Origin of the sequence: Agreia sp., from assembly GCF_964263775.1 — a bacterium.
Classification (GTDB): Bacteria; Actinomycetota; Actinomycetes; order Actinomycetales; family Microbacteriaceae; genus Agreia.
Genome location: NZ_CAXVWM010000085.1, coordinates 1 through 15,607, shown reverse-complemented (window position 1 = coordinate 15,607; position 15,607 = coordinate 1). Strand labels below are relative to the sequence as shown.

Below are 15,607 nucleotides of genomic sequence, written 5' to 3'. Positions count from 1 at the left end.
GATCCACGAGTCGGACATGCAGATCATCCCCGACGTGTCGACGGCCTACATCGATCCGTTCCGCGTCAACCGCACGCTGATCATGATCTTCGACATCTACAACCCGCGCAACGGCGAGATCTACCACCGTGACCCGCGCCAGGTCGCCAAGAAGGCCGAAAAATACCTCGCCTCGACCGGCATCGCCGACACGGCGTTCTTCGCCCCCGAGGCCGAGTTCTACATCTTCGACGACGTGAAGTACGAGGTGAACCAGCACTCGAGTTCCTACTCGGTCGACTCCGACGAGGCTGCATGGAACTCCGGACGCAGCGAAGAAGGCGGAAACCTCGCAAACAAAACGCCCTACAAGGGCGGGTACTTTCCGGTCAGCCCGGTCGACAAGCACGCAGACCTGCGCGACGACATCGTGCTCGAACTGATCGCAGCCGGGCTCGAGGTCGAGCGCGGACACCACGAGGTCGGCACCGCGGGTCAGGGTGAGATCAACTACACGTTCGACACCATGGTGCACGCGGCCGACGACATCCTGAAGTTCAAGTACATCGTCAAGAACGTCGCTGAGCGCTGGGGCAAGACGGCGACCTTCATGCCGAAGCCCCTCTTCGGCGACAACGGATCAGGCATGCACACCCACCAGTCGCTGTGGAACGACGGCGCGCCGCTGTTCTACGACGAGGCCGGCTATGGCGGACTGAGCGACATCGCGCGCTGGTACATCGGCGGAATCCTGGCCCACGCTCCCGCCGTCTACGCGTTCACGAACCCGTCGGTCAACAGCTACCACCGCCTGGTTCCCGGCTTCGAAGCCCCGGTCAACCTGGTGTACTCGGCCGGCAACCGTTCGGCGTCGATCCGCATCCCCATCACGGGAACCAACCCGAAGGCCAAGCGCATCGAGTTCCGCACTCCGGATGCCTCGGGCAACCCGTACCTGGCGTTCGCCGCTCAGCTCATGGCCGGCCTCGATGGAATCATCAACCGCATCGAGCCGCACGAGCCGGTCGACAAAGACCTGTACGAACTGCCGCCCGAGGAAGCGAAGCTCATTCCCCAGGGACCGGCGTCGCTCGGCGAGGCGCTCGACGCTCTGGAGGCCGACCACGAGTTCCTGCTTCAGGGCAACGTGTTCACGATCGACCTCATCGAGAACTGGATCAACTACAAGCGCGAGAACGAGATCAAGCCGCTCCAGCAGCGACCGCACCCGTTCGAGTTCGAGCTCTACTACGGCGTGTAAGCGCTGAGCTCGCCCAGACAGGGCCGCATCCTCCTCGGGGATGTGGCCCTGTCTGTGCGTTCGAGATCGGTCAAGAACCGTAGAAGAGCCGCTCGAAGACGGCCCTTGCCCGACGCGTGACGCCCAGGTAGTCCTCTTCCAGTGCCGTTGCCGACCCCGGCGGGTACTCCAGCAGGCGGGCGATTCCGTCGAGCGCCTTTCGATCGCTCGGAAGCACGTCGGAGTTCTTATTGGCCCAGAGGGTGACGGCCGAGCGTGCGCGCGACGCGAAGACCCAGGCAGCGCGAAGAACGGATGCGTCGGGCGCGCTCACGAGTTCGGCCGCGACGGCCGCATCCAGGGCCTCGAGCGTCGACGTCGTACGCAGGCTCGGCAGTCGAGAACCCCATTGCAGCTGGGTCAGCTGCACGAGCCACTCCACGTCACTGAGGCTTCCTCGCCCCAATTTGAGGTGACGGAGCGGATCGGTTCCCTGGGGAAGGCGCTCGTTCTCGACACGGGCCTTGATTCTCTTCACCTCTCGGATCTCTTTGTCGGCGATCTCCTCCGGAAACCGAACGGTGTCGGCCAGTTGCTCGAAGTCGCGCACGAGTGCGGCATCGCCGACGAGGCCGCGCGCGCGGAGCAGTGCTTGGGCCTCCCACGTGAGCGACCACCGGGAGTAGTACGCCCGATAGGAGTCGAGCGATCGAACGATGGCTCCGTTCTTTCCTTCGGGTCGAAGGTCGATATCGATGTCGAGCGGGAGCCTGTGGTCTTCGGTCAATCGTGTGATCTGGGTGGCGATGGCAAGAGCATCCGCGGTGGCCGTCAGGTTCTCCGTCGACAGAGGGCGGTAGACATACATCACGTCGGTGTCCGACCCGAATCCGACCTCTGCGCCGCCAAGCCGGCCCATGCCGATGATTGCGAACTCGAGCCCATCGTCTGCGTCCGCGCCTGCGGGGTGCCGCACGACAGAGACGACGCCGGTGAGAAGAACGGTCGTGACGTCGGTGAGCCCGTGCGCGAGCTCGTCGATGGTGATGATGCCGAGGATCGAGGAGATCGCGAGACGCAGCACCTCGCGACGGCGCGCGGCGCGGAGGGCGCTCGCAGCGGCATCCGGCGTGTCGTGACGCGCAATGATCGCCCGCATCTCCTCCTCGAGCACTGCGTAAGCGCGAGGACGGAGTTCGTCTTCGTTCTCGAGCCACGCCGCCGCCTCCGGTATTCCCTGCAGCAACTGCCCGACGTAGCGCGACGCCGACAGCACATGCGTGAGCCGGGCTGCCGCACCGGATGAATCGCGGAGCATCCGGAGGAACCAGTACGTGTCGCCGAGGGAGTCGCTGAGACGTCGAAAAGCAAGTAGACCGTAATCGGGATCAGCGCCGTCTGCGAACCACTGCAGCATCACGGGCAGAAGGTGCCTCTGGATGCTTGCCTTGCGCGAGACGCCCGACGTCATGGCCTCGATGTGCTTCAGCGCCCCTCTCGGGTCGAGGAAGCCGATGGCCGCGAGCCGTGCCTCTGCCTGCAGACTCGTCAGTGCCACCTCGTCGGCGGAGAGCCCTGCGACGGCGGCGAGCAGCGGACGATAGAAGAGCCTGACGTGCAGGTTGCGCACCCGATGCTTGATGCCGTTCCAGCGCTCGATGAGCTGGGCTGCGGAGGGCTCGAGATTTGCGGCACGGGCGAGTACGCGTTGGCCCAGTTCGTCGCGCGGCATCAAGTGGGTGCGCTTGAGAAAGCGGAGCTGGAGACGGTGTTCGAGCAGGCGCAGAATGCGGTAGTCCTCGGCGAACTCGATCTGCTCGGCGCGGCCGATGTACCCGCGATCCGCCAAGGCGGTCAGTGCGGCGATCGTGCCGGCCTGATGAATCTCGTCGTCGGTCTGCCCATGAACCAGCTGCAGCAGCTGCACGGTGAACTCGATGTCGCGGAGACCCCCCGGCCCGAGCTTGATCTGATAATGAACGTCGTCTGCGGGAATGTGCTGGGTCACCCGTTCGCGCATTTTCTGCGCCGATTCGACAAAGCCCTCTCGAGACGCGCTCGACCACACCCGCGGCGCCATCGCAGCGATGTAGTCCACCCCGAGTTCGACGTCGCCTGCCAACGGCCTCGCCTTCAAGAGCGCCTGGAACTCCCAGCTCTTCGCCCATCGCTCGTAGTACGCCACGTGGGACTCGAGGGAACGAACGAGTGCGCCATCCTTGCCTTCGGGACGGAGGTTCGGATCGACCTCCCAGAGACCGGGTTCGAGGCCCGACTCGTAGATCCCCCTCATCGAGAGCATCGCAAGTCGTGTGGCGATCTCGATCGCGCGTTCTGGCAGCAGATCGCTGTCTGCATCGGCCTCGCCGACGAAGATGACGTCGACGTCGCTCACGTAGTTGAGTTCGCGCGCTCCCGCCTTGCCCATGCCGATGATGGCGAGTCTCGTTGCGGCTACGCTGTCGTGGTCGAAGAACCAGAGACCGAGGCCCGGCGTAGACAGGGTCGTACGGGCCACCGACAGCGACGCCTCTAAAGCTGCTGCGGCCAGGTCGGCGAGGCACGCCGCAACCTGATCGAGCCCCGCAACGGGATCGGCCTGCTCGAGGTCGTATGCTGCGACTCGGGCCAGGAGACCCCGGTATCGCACGCGAAGCGATCGCCAGGCCGCCTCTGAGTGCTGTGCGGCGAACCCGTCGACGGAGCCCACCGACTCGAGGAGCGACATCCGTGCTTCGTCGGCCGTCGGAAGGCGCAATTGCGCCTCGACGAGATTGCCGAGTTCCAACGGATGCCTGACGAAGAAGTCGCCGAGACCCTTGGATGCGCCGAGCACTCGAACGAGGCGCACACGATAGCGCTCCTCGGCGAGCACCGGCACGACCTGCTCTGGCGCACGACGCAGCAGAAGCGTCAGCAGTCTGAGCGCCTGGTCAGGGTCAGCCGACGAGGGGATCGCCGAGATGAGGTCGTCGACCTCGAGGTTCGCCAGGGAGGCGACAACGCGAAGCTGCTCGTCAGCCCACTCGAGATCGGCGAAGCCCAACCGGGCCAGGTAACTGAGTGATCTCGTCTCGCGCATGGTCCTCCGCGCAGGGATGCGGCGTCGCCGTGCCCCGCTCTGCTTCGTCTTAGAGCATTTCCAGATTGCTCTTGAGTTCGAACGGCGTCACCTGGGCGCGGTACGCCTGCCACTCCTGTCGCTTGTTGCGCAAGACGTAGTCGAAGACGTGCTCGCCGAGTGTCTCCGCCACGAGTTCCGACCCTTCCATCAGCGTGATGGCACGGTCGAGGCTGGCAGGCAACGGGTTGTAGCCGAGGGCACGGCGCTCGGCCTCACTGAGGCTCCACACATTGTCTTCCGCCTCGGGCGGAAGCTCGTAGCCTTCTTCGATGCCCTTCATGCCTGCGGCGAGAAGCAGCGAGTAGGCGAGGTACGGGTTGGCGGCCGAATCGATGGCCCGGTACTCGATGCGCGAGCTCTGACCCTTGTTCGGCTTGTACAGGGGCACACGCACCAGCGCAGACCGGTTGTTGTGGCCCCAGCACACGAAACTCGGGGCCTCGTCGCCGCCCCAGAGCCGCTTGTACGAGTTGACGAACTGGTTTGTGACCGCCGTGATCTCCGGCGCGTGGTAGAGCAATCCGGCGATGAATTGCCGGCCGATCTTCGACAGCTGGTATTCGGCCCCGGCCTCGTAGAATGCGTTGCCGTCGCCCTCGAAGAGCGACAGGTGCGTGTGCATTCCCGAGCCGGGGTGTGCGGCGAGAGGCTTGGGCATGAACGTGGCGTAGACGCCCTGCTCGATCGCGACCTCTTTGATCACGGTACGGAACGTCATGATGTTGTCAGCCGTCGTCAGCGCGTCGGCGTAACGAAGGTCGATCTCGTTCTGGCCGGGGCCCGCTTCGTGGTGACTGAACTCGACCGATATTCCGAGGTCTTCGAGCATACGAACCGAGCGGCGACGGAAGTCGTGCGCCGTGCCCCCCGGGACGTTGTCGAAGTAGCCGGCGGAATCGACGGGCTCGGGCCCGGCGGCTCCGTACTGCGACGACTTCAAAAGATAGAACTCGATCTCGGGATGCGTGTAGAACGTGAAACCGCGATCGGCGGCTTTCGCAAGGGTGCGCTTCAAGACATTGCGGGGATCGGCCACTGCGGGCAGTCCGTCGGGCGTCGTGATGTCGCAGAACATTCGAGCGGTCGGATCGATCTCGCCTCGCCACGGAAGGATCTGAAATGTCGTGGGATCGGGATGAGCGAGCACGTCGGCTTCATAGGACCGCGTCAAGCCTTCGATCGCAGACCCGTCGAATCCGAGGCCCTCGGCGAAGGCCCCCTCGACCTCGGCCGGCGCGATGGCCACCGATTTCAGTGTGCCGACGACATCGGTGAACCAGAGTCTGATGAACTTGATGCCACGTTCCTCAATCGTGCGAAGAACGAAGTCACGCTGCTTATCCATCTATGTCGACTCTCTTTCGAACGGGGTTCTGCGAACCAATTACAGGGTAGTGCACGGCTCTCGCATCAACTGGGTACGAGAACAATCCAGGCGAACCAGGCGAGCATGCCCAGCCAGATGACGACACCGGTGGATGCGAGAAGCGCAGCGCCCCGGCTTCCCAGTTTCCATACGACGATCAGGGCGAACAGGCCGATGGCGAGGAGAATGCCGAGCAGGGGAAAGTACGACGGAACTCCCACAAGGGCGAGCGCGGGCTGGGTCGAGGTCGCAGACACCATGCCGAGGGCGACGACACCGCCGAAGGCGAGGCCCGTGACCGGTGAGATGCCGGATGCGATCGAGAGGCCCAGACGTTCGCGCTGAACACCACGAACGACGAGCATGATGGCCCAACCGACGAACCAGAGGGCGCAGAACCCGAAGAAGATGATCGGTATCAGCAACTCGAACCAGTTGACCTCGTCGACGGCGCGAACGACGGATGCCGCCCGTGACGTCTCGTGCACGGACGAGCTCGTCACGATCGGCGTCGTCGCATCGTCGTGGTCGCAGACGGCGGAGACGTCCGCGCCCGGACTGTCCAACCAGGCGACGGCGGTCTCGACGGCGCACGAACTCGTGTCGAGCACCTGGTGGCCCGCTCCGGTGAACGACACGAACTGGCTGCCCGGGATCGATGCCGCGGCGGCCTGCGCGGTCGAGGCCGATGTGATGGGATCGTTCGATCCAGCCAGAACCAGCGTGGGCTGGCTGAACGACGCAGCAGTCCGCCCCGCCGGCGTGATGCCGGCCTGGCCGCAGGCCGCGTCGGCCAGCGAAAAGGCGACGAGCAGCGGTGGATCGACTGGCACGACCGGTTCCTCGCCTTCGGCGGGCGCCGGGGACTCTGGAGCGACGGGGTCGGCCGACCAGTTCGCCTTCTGATCGAGGCAGGTCGACGTGAGGAACTGGCCCCAGTTGATCGTTCCGATCGCATCGGCGCCGAGTACGACGAACGGCGTGAGCGCCCCGGTGTCTCCCGCCTCGAGTCGATCGAAGAGCAGGGGCAGCGTGCTGGTGACCGCGGGGTCTGTGAGCAGCACCTGCACCAGGCTCACGAAGTCGTCGCCCTCGAGTTCGACGAAGCGCTGATTGCCGGTGAAGGGATTCGTGACCGGGCCGGAGAACGGGTCGTCATCGAAGTCGACCGCGAGCTGGGCAACCGTGGCCGCGTAATCGGTGCCCTGCGCCCCGGACCGCGTCGACAACTCGTCGAGGGAGGCCCTGAGTGCCGAATACGCCTCGCCTTTGATATCGGTCGCGCCGGAACTGAAGGAGTCGATCAAGACGGCGTCGCTTCCGGCGGGGTCGAGTGTGGCGACCGCCGACATCACCTGCGACGACCAGCCCGAACCGAAGAGAGTCCAGGTGGGAATCTGAAGCGTGTTACGCAGATCGACCACGTCGGCTGCCGTCTGGGCGATCGTGTAGCCGTTCGGGTCGCCGCCGGCCTCGATGAACTCGGCAAGACAGTCGGCGAGCTCGATACCGACGGCCGTGCCCTCCGCCTCCACCGTGTCATCGGTCGACGTGAATGCGTCTATCCACGCGTTCGTGACGGCCGGACAGTCGAGACTGGGAGTCGATGCTGATCCGCCCCGCTGCTCGAGAACGACGACGTCTCTGCGGGCCCCGAATCCGAGGTCGCGCGACACATGCTGACCCACGGAGACCGCGGATTGGCCGAGCCCCGATGCCATGACGACGAGGGGAGTGCCGGTCGCAGGCTGGATGCTGGCCGGTATGACGGCATACGGGATGTCTATGGTTCTACTGGCGGGATTCGCCCTGTTCTCGGGAACCGTGAGAACGCCGCACTCGGCGTCTCCGCTCGACGGCTCCGGGCATCCGTCGTCGCCCGCAGCATTCGCCACACCCGGGGCGCCGAGGGCCAGCACCACACCCACCACGAGGGCGACGAACGGCAGTCTCAGCCGATTTGGTCTTCTCACTACACATCACCGTCACTATCGAGTTCAGCCACACGATACAGTGATCGCCGCCCCGGCTCCGTCATGGGCACAGGGTGTCTCGGATCTGCGAATTCCCCGGCGACACGCTGATCCCTCGCCGCGAGTTCTGCCCGAGTCGCATGCCGACGCCCGTCGGTAGACTCGGAAGATGTCAGAGACGTCACCGTCCGTGCCCGCCGCGGTTCCGAAGCGCGTGCGCACGCGCCACTTTCAGAATGCAAAAGAGACGGGAACGCCGATCACGGGCCTGACGAGCTACGACCAGCTCTCGGCCCGCATCTTCGACGAGGCCGGCATCGATTTTCTTCTCGTCGGAGACTCCGCGGGCAACACGGTGTTCGGATACGACACCACGCTGCCCGTCACGGTCGACGAGCTGATCCCCCTGACCCGGGCCGTGGCCCTCGCCGTGCAGCGCGCATTCGTCGTCGCAGACCTGCCGTTCGGCTCCTACGAGAGCGGCCCCCTCGAGGCTCTGCACACGGCGGTTCGTTTCATGAAAGAGACGCACGCCCACGCGGTGAAGCTCGAGGGCGGCGTGCGCAGCGTCGAGCAGATCCGGCGCATCGTCAGCGCCGGGATCCCGGTCATGGCCCACATCGGCTTCACCCCGCAGAGCGAGCACGGCCTCGGCGGTCACATCATTCAGGGACGGGGCGATGGTCTGGAGCGCCTACTCGAAGATGCGCTCGCGGTCGAAGAGGCCGGCGCTTTCGCCGTCGTGCTCGAAATGGTTCCGAGCGACGCGGCCCGACAGGTCACCGAGAAGTTACGCATTCCGACCATCGGCGTCGGCGCCGGTCCGGATGTCGACGGCCAGCTTCTCGTGTGGACCGACTTCGCCGGGTTCTCGACCGGTCGCATCCCGAAGTTCGTGAAGCAGTACGCCGACCTGCGCGGCGTGCTGACGGATGCCGTGACGCGGTTTCGCAGAGACGTCAGCGACCGCAGCTACCCCGGCCCGGAGAACTCGTACGACTGACCGGGGGCCGGCGCTCGGGCGCGTGCTCAGCGCTGATCGTCGGCGTCTTCTTCGGCCCACTTCGCACTGTTGGCCCGCAGCTTCTCAAGTGCGTGAGACGCCTCCTGCTCGGTGGCGAACGGGCCGACGCGGTCGACGACGGAAGACTCGTACCCGTGTTCGACCTTGCCGGTCTTCATGTTGTACCAGTACTGTTTCGAGGCGTCTTCCGACATGTCAACTCCCGGGATCTCGCGCAGACCTCCGACGGTCCTCGCTTCGGCTACTTGCGATCCTAAGCCCCGTGGTGGGAACGCCGCAGGTGCCTCGTCTGCCCTAGGCTCGGTAGCACACGCACAGGCGCGCCCGACGCGTCGATGGTGATAGTTCGAGGAGATTGACCATGAGCACCCCCACCGCATCCAACGTGGCCATCGGCATCGACATCGGGGGCACGGGCATCAAGGGGGCCGTCGTCGACCTCGCGTCGGGAGAGCTGCTCAGCGACAGGGTCAAACTCTCGACACCCGACGGGGGCAAGCCGAAGGACATCGTGGGCACGGTGACGAAGATCCTCGCCAAGCTCGGCGATGCACCGCAGGACGCCCCGATCGGCGTCTGTTTTCCGGCCGTCGTGCGCAACGGACGCACGATGTCGGCCGCCAACGTCTCGAAGAAGTGGATCGGCCTCGAGGCGGAGAGCCTGTTCGAGGATGCGCTGGGTCGAGACATCTTCTTCGTCAACGACGCGGATGCGGCCGGTTACGCCGAGGTGCGATTCGGGGCCGCCAAGGACCGTTCGGGGCTCATCATGATGACCACGCTCGGCACGGGCATCGGCACGGCCATCATCTACAACGGCACGCTCGTTCCGAATGCCGAACTCGGCCACCTGCAGATCGACGGCGGCGACTACGAGTTGAAGGCGTCGTATTCCGCGAAAGAACGAGAAGACCTGTCCTGGTCGAAATGGGCCGAGCGCCTCCAGACGTACTACACCGAGCTCGAGAAACTCCTCTCGCCCGACCTCTTCATCGTGGGCGGCGGCGTCTCCAAGAGCTACCAGGAGTTCCTTCCCCTGCTCGACCTCACGACCGAGATCGTGCCCGCCGTGCTGCGCAACAACGCGGGAATTCTCGGCTCTGCGGCACTCGCGTCCCAGCCCCGCGTGGTCGCGGGCGCAGAGACCTCGCCTGAGAGCCACCCGGCTGCATCGCTCTAGTTCTGCGCCGGTCGTTCGGCGAGGAGTGAATGGGCCGGCCGTACGCCGGGTTCTGTCCGCATCCACGAGACGCGGATGCGTGACGGCCATCTATCTCGGGACTACGTTGCCGCAGCCCTCCAGCGGTCTACCCGGGAACTCGACGAGCCGTCTCGAACGTTCCCTGTCTGACCTTGCTCCGGGCGAGGTTTACCGAGCAGACCAGGTCACCCTGGTCTCTGGTGGTCTCTTACACCACCGTTTCACCCTTACCTCCGGCTGACGCCGGCGGCGGTCTGTTCTCTGTGGCACTGTCTCGCGGGTTGCCCCGGGTGGGTGTTACCCACCGCCCTGCTCTGTGGAGCCCGGACGTTCCTCGGCGGCGGCGCATCCGAAGATGCGCTGCCGACGCGACCGTCTCACCGACCCATTCGAGTCGAAGTCTACGGCAGAACGGTGCGGCCGATCACAGGCCCGACTCCTCCGTGCGCACCAGGATGCAGCTGCTGTCCGGATCGAGCACGACGTCGTCTGAAGCTGCGGCTCGGATGACCGCGAGGTCGGATTCGTGGAGCTTGACATGGCTTCCGCCCGACACGCCCCGAGTGAGCAGGGCTGCGCCGATTCCGTAGCGTGAGCGCTGCTTGTCGTACAGGGCGACGAGCTCGGCGCCGATCGATGAGGCGATGCGGGCACGACGCTCGGTCACGAATGCGATCTCGGCGTTGATCTGCTCGAGCTTGTCGTCACGATCGGCGACGAGCTCTTTCTCTGACACGAGCAGCTCGTCGAGGCGAGCGGAGGCGGCGCTGAATCGCGCGTCGATCTCCTCCTGCCGCTCCATCACTGTCAGCTCGATGTCTTCGAGGTCGGATCGGCGCTTGAGCAACGAGGCCAGCTCGTGCTCGAGGCCCTGGATGTCTTTCGGCGACGAGCTGATCGTGAGCCTTTCGCGATCGCGCGCGATTCGTGCCGCGACGACCTCGACGTCTGACTCGACGCGGCTGATCTCGGTCTTGGTGTCTTCGAGTTCGCCTCGGATCGATGCGGAAAGCGCCCGGGAACGGGCGACGTCTTTCGCCAGCTCGGCCAACGCAAGCGACTGCGGCAGCGTCTTCACGCTGTGCGCGAGCTGGTCGAGTCGGGTATCGGAGGCCTGCAGGTCGAGGAGTGCTCGCTGTTCTGAAACCGGTGCCTTCATGGTGCCTTCCTGCTGTTCTGTGCGTCGGCCCGCGAGACGGACCGGAGTGACGTACTTCGGGCGTTACTGGGTGACGACGAAATCCCAGGGGTCTGTGCGGAGTTCACTCACGGTGACGTCGACGCCGGGCAGCGCGCTCCGTAGCTCGCCGGCCGCCTCGTCGAGCCAGAGCCACTCGCTCGCCCAGTGCGACACATCGATGAGTGCCGGGCCCGAGGAGACCAGCGCCTGCTCCCTCGATTCAGACGCGGGATGATGCCTGAGGTCGCTCGTGATGTAGACATCCGCCCTGAGAACGGACTCGTGGCCGAGCAGAGAGTCGCCCGCTCCCCCGCAGAGCGCGACGCGGGTGACGGGCGTGTCGTAGCCTCCCGACACCCGGATGCCCGTGGCCGTCGCGGGCAGGAATTCGGCGAGGGAGAGCGTGAGCCTGCCCAGGGTCGTAGGCACGGGCAGCCTGCCCACCCGGCCCAGGCCCGTGCCTGGGCGTTCCCCGGCGACGAGGGGCGTCACATCCTGCAGACCGAGCCGACGTGCGATGACGTCGGACGTGCCCCCCGGCACGATGTCGGCGTTCGTATGCGCCGCGATCAACGCACAGCCGCCGCGCACCAGCCGGGTCAGCAGCGAGCCCTTGTAGTGCTCAGTCGAGATCGAGGTGACGCCTCGCAACAGCAGCGGGTGATGCACGATCAGCGCGTCGGCGCCGATGTTGAGCGCTTCGCCGACCGTCTGCGCGACCGCATCGACGGCCAAGTGGATGCGTGTGACCTGGTCGTCGAGATCGCCTGAGGTGAGTCCCGGCCGATCCCAATCCTCGGCGAACCGCGTCGGCCAGAGCTGCTCGACCGTGGCGTTGAGGTCTCGAAGCGTATGCGTCACGCGCTCAGCCTATCGCCGCGCAGGCGGCGGGACCGTTATCGCACGGGGTGATAGACGCGGCGATGCCAGGCGATGACAAGAGGAACGACGACCAGTTCGAGCACGATGGTCGACTGGAATACAGGATGCGGCCGGCCGACCCGGGCGACGGAGAGAAGCCGGGGCAGGCTTCCGGCCGCTGCCAGGGCGAGCAGGAGGATGGGCAGGAACCGAGTGGCCGCTGAACCGCGAGGCCACGATGCATGGCTCCGACTGAAAGACTGACAGCATGACGACAATCGACTGGTCCGAGGGACGCTGGACGACAGAGCCGGAGAACGTTCGATTCTCTGAAGACGGCATGTTCGTGACGGCAGTAGAAGGCAGCGACGCGTGGAGGATTACGTCCTATGGCTTCGTTCACGACACGGAACACGCGCTTTTGCGGCCGATGGTCGAGGGTCAAGCCATCGAAGTATCTTTCCGGGTGGATTTTCCTGAGCAGTTCGACCAGGCAGGCGTCTTCGTGAAAGCAGACGCAGAGACATGGATCAAGGCGGGAATTGAATCGAGCGACGGCGAAGAGAGCCTGGGCGCTGTCGTCACTCGGGGTGAATCGGACTGGTCGCTCTCGCCTGTTCCGGGATGGGCAGGACGGATTGCGACGGTTCGCGCGAGTTGGTCGGCCGGGGCGCTGACGATTCGAGCCCGCGTCGACGATGAAGCGTGGAGGCTTGTACGCGTTGCACCGTTGCCGACGGGCACGGCTGTGCAGGCTGGACCATTCTGCTGCGCGCCCACGCGAGCGGGCCTCACCGTTCAGTTTCTCGACTGGGTCACGACTGATGCCGACCCTGCATTGCACGCCGAGTGACAGGAAATCGACCAAGAGCGTTCGACCGATCGAAGCAGCTGCACGTGCACGGGCCCGTGAGGCCTTCGCCGTTTGTTGCGGTTACGGCAAGACGACTTGCGGCACGGGCTGACAGCATCCAAGGTTGACGCATGAGTGAGACGCAGCAGACACCGGCCGAATTCTGGGAGGCCCGCTACCGGCAGAGCGATCAGGCGTGGAGCGGACGAGCGAACGCTGCCCTCGAGCGCGAGGCGGACGGGCTCGCTCCCGGACGCGCCCTCGACCTCGGAAGCGGCGAGGGCGGCGATGCCCTGTGGTTGGCCGCGAGAGGGTGGCGCGTGACGGCACTCGAGATCTCGCCGACGGCCCTGGCGCGCGGAGCGGCGAAGGCTGACAGCGCGGGGCTCACCGACCGGATCAACTGGGTTGAGCAAGACCTGGCCGAGTGGCATCCGAACGAGACGTACGACCTCGTGTCGGCGCAGTTCCTGCACTCCCCCGTCGAGCTCCCTCGCGACGAGATTCTTCGTCGAGCCTCGACGGCAGTAGCGCCCCGCGGCATCTTGCTGATCGTCGGACACGCGGCCTTCCCGCCGTGGTCGACGCATCGGCACGACGATCCGGCGCTGCCGACCCCAGACGAGGTGTACGCCTCTCTCGACCTGGCCGAGGGAGAGTGGACCGTGCTGACGAGCACCCTGGTCGAGCGCACCGTTACGGGACCGGATGGATCCAACGTGGTCATGCCCGACGCCGTGCTGACGCTCCGCCGCAACTGACCGGCGACAACGACAAAAAGTGGGCCCTACCGGGCTCGAACCGATGACATCCACGGTGTAAACGTGGCGCTCTACCAACTGAGCTAAAGGCCCCTGCATCACGTGCGCGAAGGCGCCCGTGCGAACATCAGATTACACGGTCGGCGGGGTTGCCGTGTCTCCGGGCGGCGAGTCCCTTCGACAGGCTCAGGGAACGAGGGTGGCTCAGGAAAAGTGGTCAGTCGCTGAGGACGTAGGCGTGCGGCGGGACGGCGATGCCGTGCAGCGCCACATCCGAGTCGGAGATGTTGATCGCCAGGCGGGCGGTCTCCGTGCCCGAGCGCGCTGTGGCGACCAGCAGCATCGTCTCATTGGCCAGGTCGTGCACCTCGACGCGCGCGTCGACCAGCCATGCGTGCCTGCGACGAAAGCCGATCAGTTCTTGGTGCAACCGGAAGGCGTCGTTGCGCTGCCACTCCGCCCCGTCACGACGGGCCTCCGGCCGCACGGCGTCGTCGCCTCCCGCCCTGTCTTCCTTCACGCCCTCGAGGCCTCGCTCATCGCCGTAGTACACGCTCGGAATGCCCGGCAGAAAGAACAGCAGGGCATGCGCGATCCCCGCGTGCCGCGCATCCGTCACGATCGACGCGATACGCGTCACGTCGTGGTTGCCCACGAAAGTCAGGGGAACGAACGCGCCGAGCAACTTTTCGTGGCGACCGAGCGTCCACGAGAGCTCGAAGAGATTGCGCTCCTTCAGCGAATTGCCGATCGACTTCCACAGTTCGTATTGCGTGACCGAGTCCATGCCGGAACGCCGAACGATGTCGGCATAGTCGCCGTGAATGACCTCGCCGACGATCCAGACGTCGGGGTGCGCCGACCGCACCCGATCGAGGATCGGGCGCCAGGCATCCGGCGCCACGGCGTACGCGGCGTCGAGGCGCCAGCCGTCGGCGCCCCGATCGAGCCACGAGATCATGACGTCGGCGACGTAGTCGGCTACGGGCGGATGCGACAGGTCGAGTTCGACGAGATGATCGTGCCCCTCGAAGACGGCCGGCTTCAGCACGCCGTCATGCGGCTGCTGTGGATCGAGGCGGAACCACGCGGCCTCGGGCGAACCGGGCCCTGCCGATTGCGCGGCGAGCCACAGCGGATTGCTGCGCGCGACGTGGTTGAAGACGCCGTCGAGCAGCACGCGCACACCGCGTTCTCGACAGGCGGAGACGAGCGCCGCGAAGTCGTCGTCGTCTCCGAGCCGGGGATCGATGCGACGGTGCTCGATCGTGTCGTAGCCGTGCGTCTCGGAGTCGAAGACCGGGCCGAGCGCCAAGCCGTTCACGCCGAGGTCGCGCACGTCGTCGAGCCACGGAATCAACTCGCGGAGGCGGTGGGAGACGGCGGTGTGCGGGTTCTGCGTCGTATCTGCGCCGAGCATCCCCAGGGGGTATACCTGCCACCAGATGACGTGCTGCGTCCATTCGGGCATGCGCGCCTAGACCGAGACGGACCGCATCTCGTCGAGAGCGGCCCTGTAGGCCTCGATCGACCGTGCCTCTCCGGGGGCCGTGATGAAGCTCTCGCGAATGATGCCGTCGATGTCGATCACGAACGTCGCGCGGTTTGCGAAGCCCTTGCTCTCGAGAAACACGCCGTATTCCTTGGCGACGGCGCCATGTGGCCAGAAGTCGGCAAGCAGCGTGAAGTCGTAGCCCTGCGCCTCGGCCCAGGAACGCAGCGCCGATTTGGAGTCGACGGAGATGCCGAGGAGTTCGACATCGTTGTCTTTGAAGAGGTTCAGGTTCTCTTCGAGTGCGCACAGTTCGCTCGTGCACGTTCCCGAGAATGCCAAGGGAAAGAAGACGAGCGCCACGGCCTTCTTTCCGCGGAACTGGCTCAACCGGATTCGTTCGCCGTATTGGTTGGCGAGGTCGAAATCGGGAGCGCGAGTGTCGTTCTCCAAAGCCATGAGCGTGTGATTCCTTTCGCGAACGGGGATGGATGCCTTGTGGGCCCCGACCTGGATGCCCGATCGCTGAACGTCGCCGATCTTACGCCCCATA

General features: G+C 65.4%; 13 protein-coding genes, 1 tRNA gene and 1 other RNA gene. 5 read left to right on the top strand and 10 right to left on the bottom strand.

The window, feature by feature from the left end; all coding sequences use genetic code 11:
- Positions 1-1,240, top strand: a 1,240-nt coding sequence (gene glnA / locus ACE5CZ_RS07025; RefSeq protein ID WP_374946617.1) for a type I glutamate--ammonia ligase, incomplete at its 5' end; no start/stop codon positions are given.
- A 70-nt stretch (positions 1,241-1,310) separates the two neighbouring features.
- On the opposite strand, the gene ACE5CZ_RS07020 is transcribed toward glnA, so the two are convergent.
- From ACE5CZ_RS07020 to ACE5CZ_RS07010, 3 genes are all read right to left on the bottom strand, one after another.
- The gene (locus tag ACE5CZ_RS07020; RefSeq protein ID WP_374946616.1) at positions 1,311-4,301 is read right to left on the bottom strand and encodes a bifunctional [glutamine synthetase] adenylyltransferase/[glutamine synthetase]-adenylyl-L-tyrosine phosphorylase; all 2,991 of its coding nucleotides are present in this window, start codon (positions 4,299-4,301) and stop codon (positions 1,311-1,313) included.
- A gap of 49 nt (positions 4,302-4,350) precedes the next feature.
- The gene (locus tag ACE5CZ_RS07015) at positions 4,351-5,688 is read right to left on the bottom strand and encodes a glutamine synthetase family protein (RefSeq protein WP_374946615.1); all 1,338 of its coding nucleotides are present in this window, start codon (positions 5,686-5,688) and stop codon (positions 4,351-4,353) included.
- A gap of 65 nt (positions 5,689-5,753) precedes the next feature.
- Positions 5,754-7,682, bottom strand: a complete 1,929-nt coding sequence (locus ACE5CZ_RS07010; protein WP_374946614.1) for an alpha/beta fold hydrolase — start codon at positions 7,680-7,682, stop codon at positions 5,754-5,756.
- 169 nt (positions 7,683-7,851) lie between these two features.
- On the opposite strand from ACE5CZ_RS07010, the gene panB reads away from it, so the two are divergent.
- Positions 7,852-8,685, top strand: coding sequence for a 3-methyl-2-oxobutanoate hydroxymethyltransferase (gene panB, locus ACE5CZ_RS07005; protein WP_374946613.1), 834 nt, complete (start codon positions 7,852-7,854; stop codon positions 8,683-8,685).
- A gap of 26 nt (positions 8,686-8,711) precedes the next feature.
- Here panB and ACE5CZ_RS07000 read toward each other — a convergent pair whose 3' ends face one another.
- A complete protein-coding gene (locus ACE5CZ_RS07000) occupies positions 8,712-8,900 on the bottom strand; it encodes an SPOR domain-containing protein (protein WP_374946612.1) in 189 nt (62 codons plus the stop codon).
- A gap of 167 nt (positions 8,901-9,067) precedes the next feature.
- Here ACE5CZ_RS07000 and ppgK point away from each other — a divergent pair, with 167 nt between their 5' ends.
- Entirely contained in the window at positions 9,068-9,886 is an 819-nt protein-coding gene (ppgK, locus tag ACE5CZ_RS06995; RefSeq protein ID WP_374946611.1) for a polyphosphate--glucose phosphotransferase, read from the top strand.
- A 26-nt stretch (positions 9,887-9,912) separates the two neighbouring features.
- On the opposite strand, the gene rnpB is transcribed toward ppgK, so the two are convergent.
- The 3 genes from rnpB to ACE5CZ_RS06980 all read right to left on the bottom strand — a co-directional run bounded on the left by rnpB (position 9,913) and on the right by ACE5CZ_RS06980 (position 11,948).
- Positions 9,913-10,295: RNase P RNA component class A (gene rnpB / locus ACE5CZ_RS06990), an RNA gene on the bottom strand.
- A gap of 36 nt (positions 10,296-10,331) precedes the next feature.
- Positions 10,332-11,066, bottom strand: a complete 735-nt coding sequence (locus tag ACE5CZ_RS06985; protein WP_374946610.1) for a zinc ribbon domain-containing protein — start codon at positions 11,064-11,066, stop codon at positions 10,332-10,334.
- A 63-nt stretch (positions 11,067-11,129) separates the two neighbouring features.
- Positions 11,130-11,948: a Nif3-like dinuclear metal center hexameric protein gene (locus tag ACE5CZ_RS06980; protein WP_374946609.1), complete on the bottom strand. Its 819-nt coding sequence runs from the start codon at positions 11,946-11,948 to the stop codon at positions 11,130-11,132.
- 268 nt (positions 11,949-12,216) lie between these two features.
- On the opposite strand from ACE5CZ_RS06980, the gene ACE5CZ_RS06975 reads away from it, so the two are divergent.
- Together ACE5CZ_RS06975 and ACE5CZ_RS06970 are read left to right on the top strand one after the other, a co-directional pair.
- Positions 12,217-12,801 carry a DUF1349 domain-containing protein gene (locus tag ACE5CZ_RS06975; protein WP_374946608.1) on the top strand — a complete coding sequence of 195 codons (585 nt, stop codon included), beginning with the start codon at positions 12,217-12,219 and terminating at the stop codon, positions 12,799-12,801.
- Positions 12,802-12,932: 131 nt separating this feature from the next.
- Entirely contained in the window at positions 12,933-13,562 is a 630-nt protein-coding gene (locus ACE5CZ_RS06970) for an SAM-dependent methyltransferase (protein ID WP_374946607.1), read from the top strand.
- A 20-nt stretch (positions 13,563-13,582) separates the two neighbouring features.
- Here the strand turns inward: ACE5CZ_RS06970 and ACE5CZ_RS06965 are convergent.
- The 3 genes from ACE5CZ_RS06965 to ACE5CZ_RS06955 all read right to left on the bottom strand — a co-directional run bounded on the left by ACE5CZ_RS06965 (position 13,583) and on the right by ACE5CZ_RS06955 (position 15,513).
- A tRNA-Val gene (locus tag ACE5CZ_RS06965) sits at positions 13,583-13,655 on the bottom strand.
- Positions 13,656-13,779: 124 nt separating this feature from the next.
- The gene (locus ACE5CZ_RS06960) at positions 13,780-15,033 is read right to left on the bottom strand and encodes an alpha-amylase family glycosyl hydrolase (protein WP_374946606.1); all 1,254 of its coding nucleotides are present in this window, start codon (positions 15,031-15,033) and stop codon (positions 13,780-13,782) included.
- Between the two features lie 6 nt (positions 15,034-15,039).
- Positions 15,040-15,513 carry a peroxiredoxin gene (locus tag ACE5CZ_RS06955; RefSeq protein ID WP_374946618.1) on the bottom strand — a complete coding sequence of 158 codons (474 nt, stop codon included), beginning with the start codon at positions 15,511-15,513 and terminating at the stop codon, positions 15,040-15,042.
- Positions 15,514-15,607: the final 94 nt, after the last annotated feature.

Bases quoted from the DNA above. Each gene is read 5' to 3' on its own strand.
- ACE5CZ_RS07020 (WP_374946616.1), bottom strand. From the start codon at position 4,301: ATGCGCGAGACGAGATCACTCAGTTACCTGGCCCGGTTGGGCTTCGCC.
- ACE5CZ_RS07015 (WP_374946615.1), bottom strand. From the start codon at position 5,688: ATGGATAAGCAGCGTGACTTCGTTCTTCGCACGATTGAGGAACGTGGC.
- panB (WP_374946613.1), top strand. From the start codon at position 7,852: ATGTCAGAGACGTCACCGTCCGTGCCCGCCGCGGTTCCGAAGCGCGTG.
- ACE5CZ_RS07000 (WP_374946612.1), bottom strand. From the start codon at position 8,900: ATGTCGGAAGACGCCTCGAAACAGTACTGGTACAACATGAAGACCGGC.
- ppgK (WP_374946611.1), top strand. From the start codon at position 9,068: ATGAGCACCCCCACCGCATCCAACGTGGCCATCGGCATCGACATCGGG.
- ACE5CZ_RS06985 (WP_374946610.1), bottom strand. From the start codon at position 11,066: ATGAAGGCACCGGTTTCAGAACAGCGAGCACTCCTCGACCTGCAGGCC.
- ACE5CZ_RS06975 (WP_374946608.1), top strand. From the start codon at position 12,217: ATGACGACAATCGACTGGTCCGAGGGACGCTGGACGACAGAGCCGGAG.
- ACE5CZ_RS06970 (WP_374946607.1), top strand. From the start codon at position 12,933: ATGAGTGAGACGCAGCAGACACCGGCCGAATTCTGGGAGGCCCGCTAC.
- ACE5CZ_RS06960 (WP_374946606.1), bottom strand. From the start codon at position 15,033: ATGCCCGAATGGACGCAGCACGTCATCTGGTGGCAGGTATACCCCCTG.
- ACE5CZ_RS06955 (WP_374946618.1), bottom strand. From the start codon at position 15,513: ATGGCTTTGGAGAACGACACTCGCGCTCCCGATTTCGACCTCGCCAAC.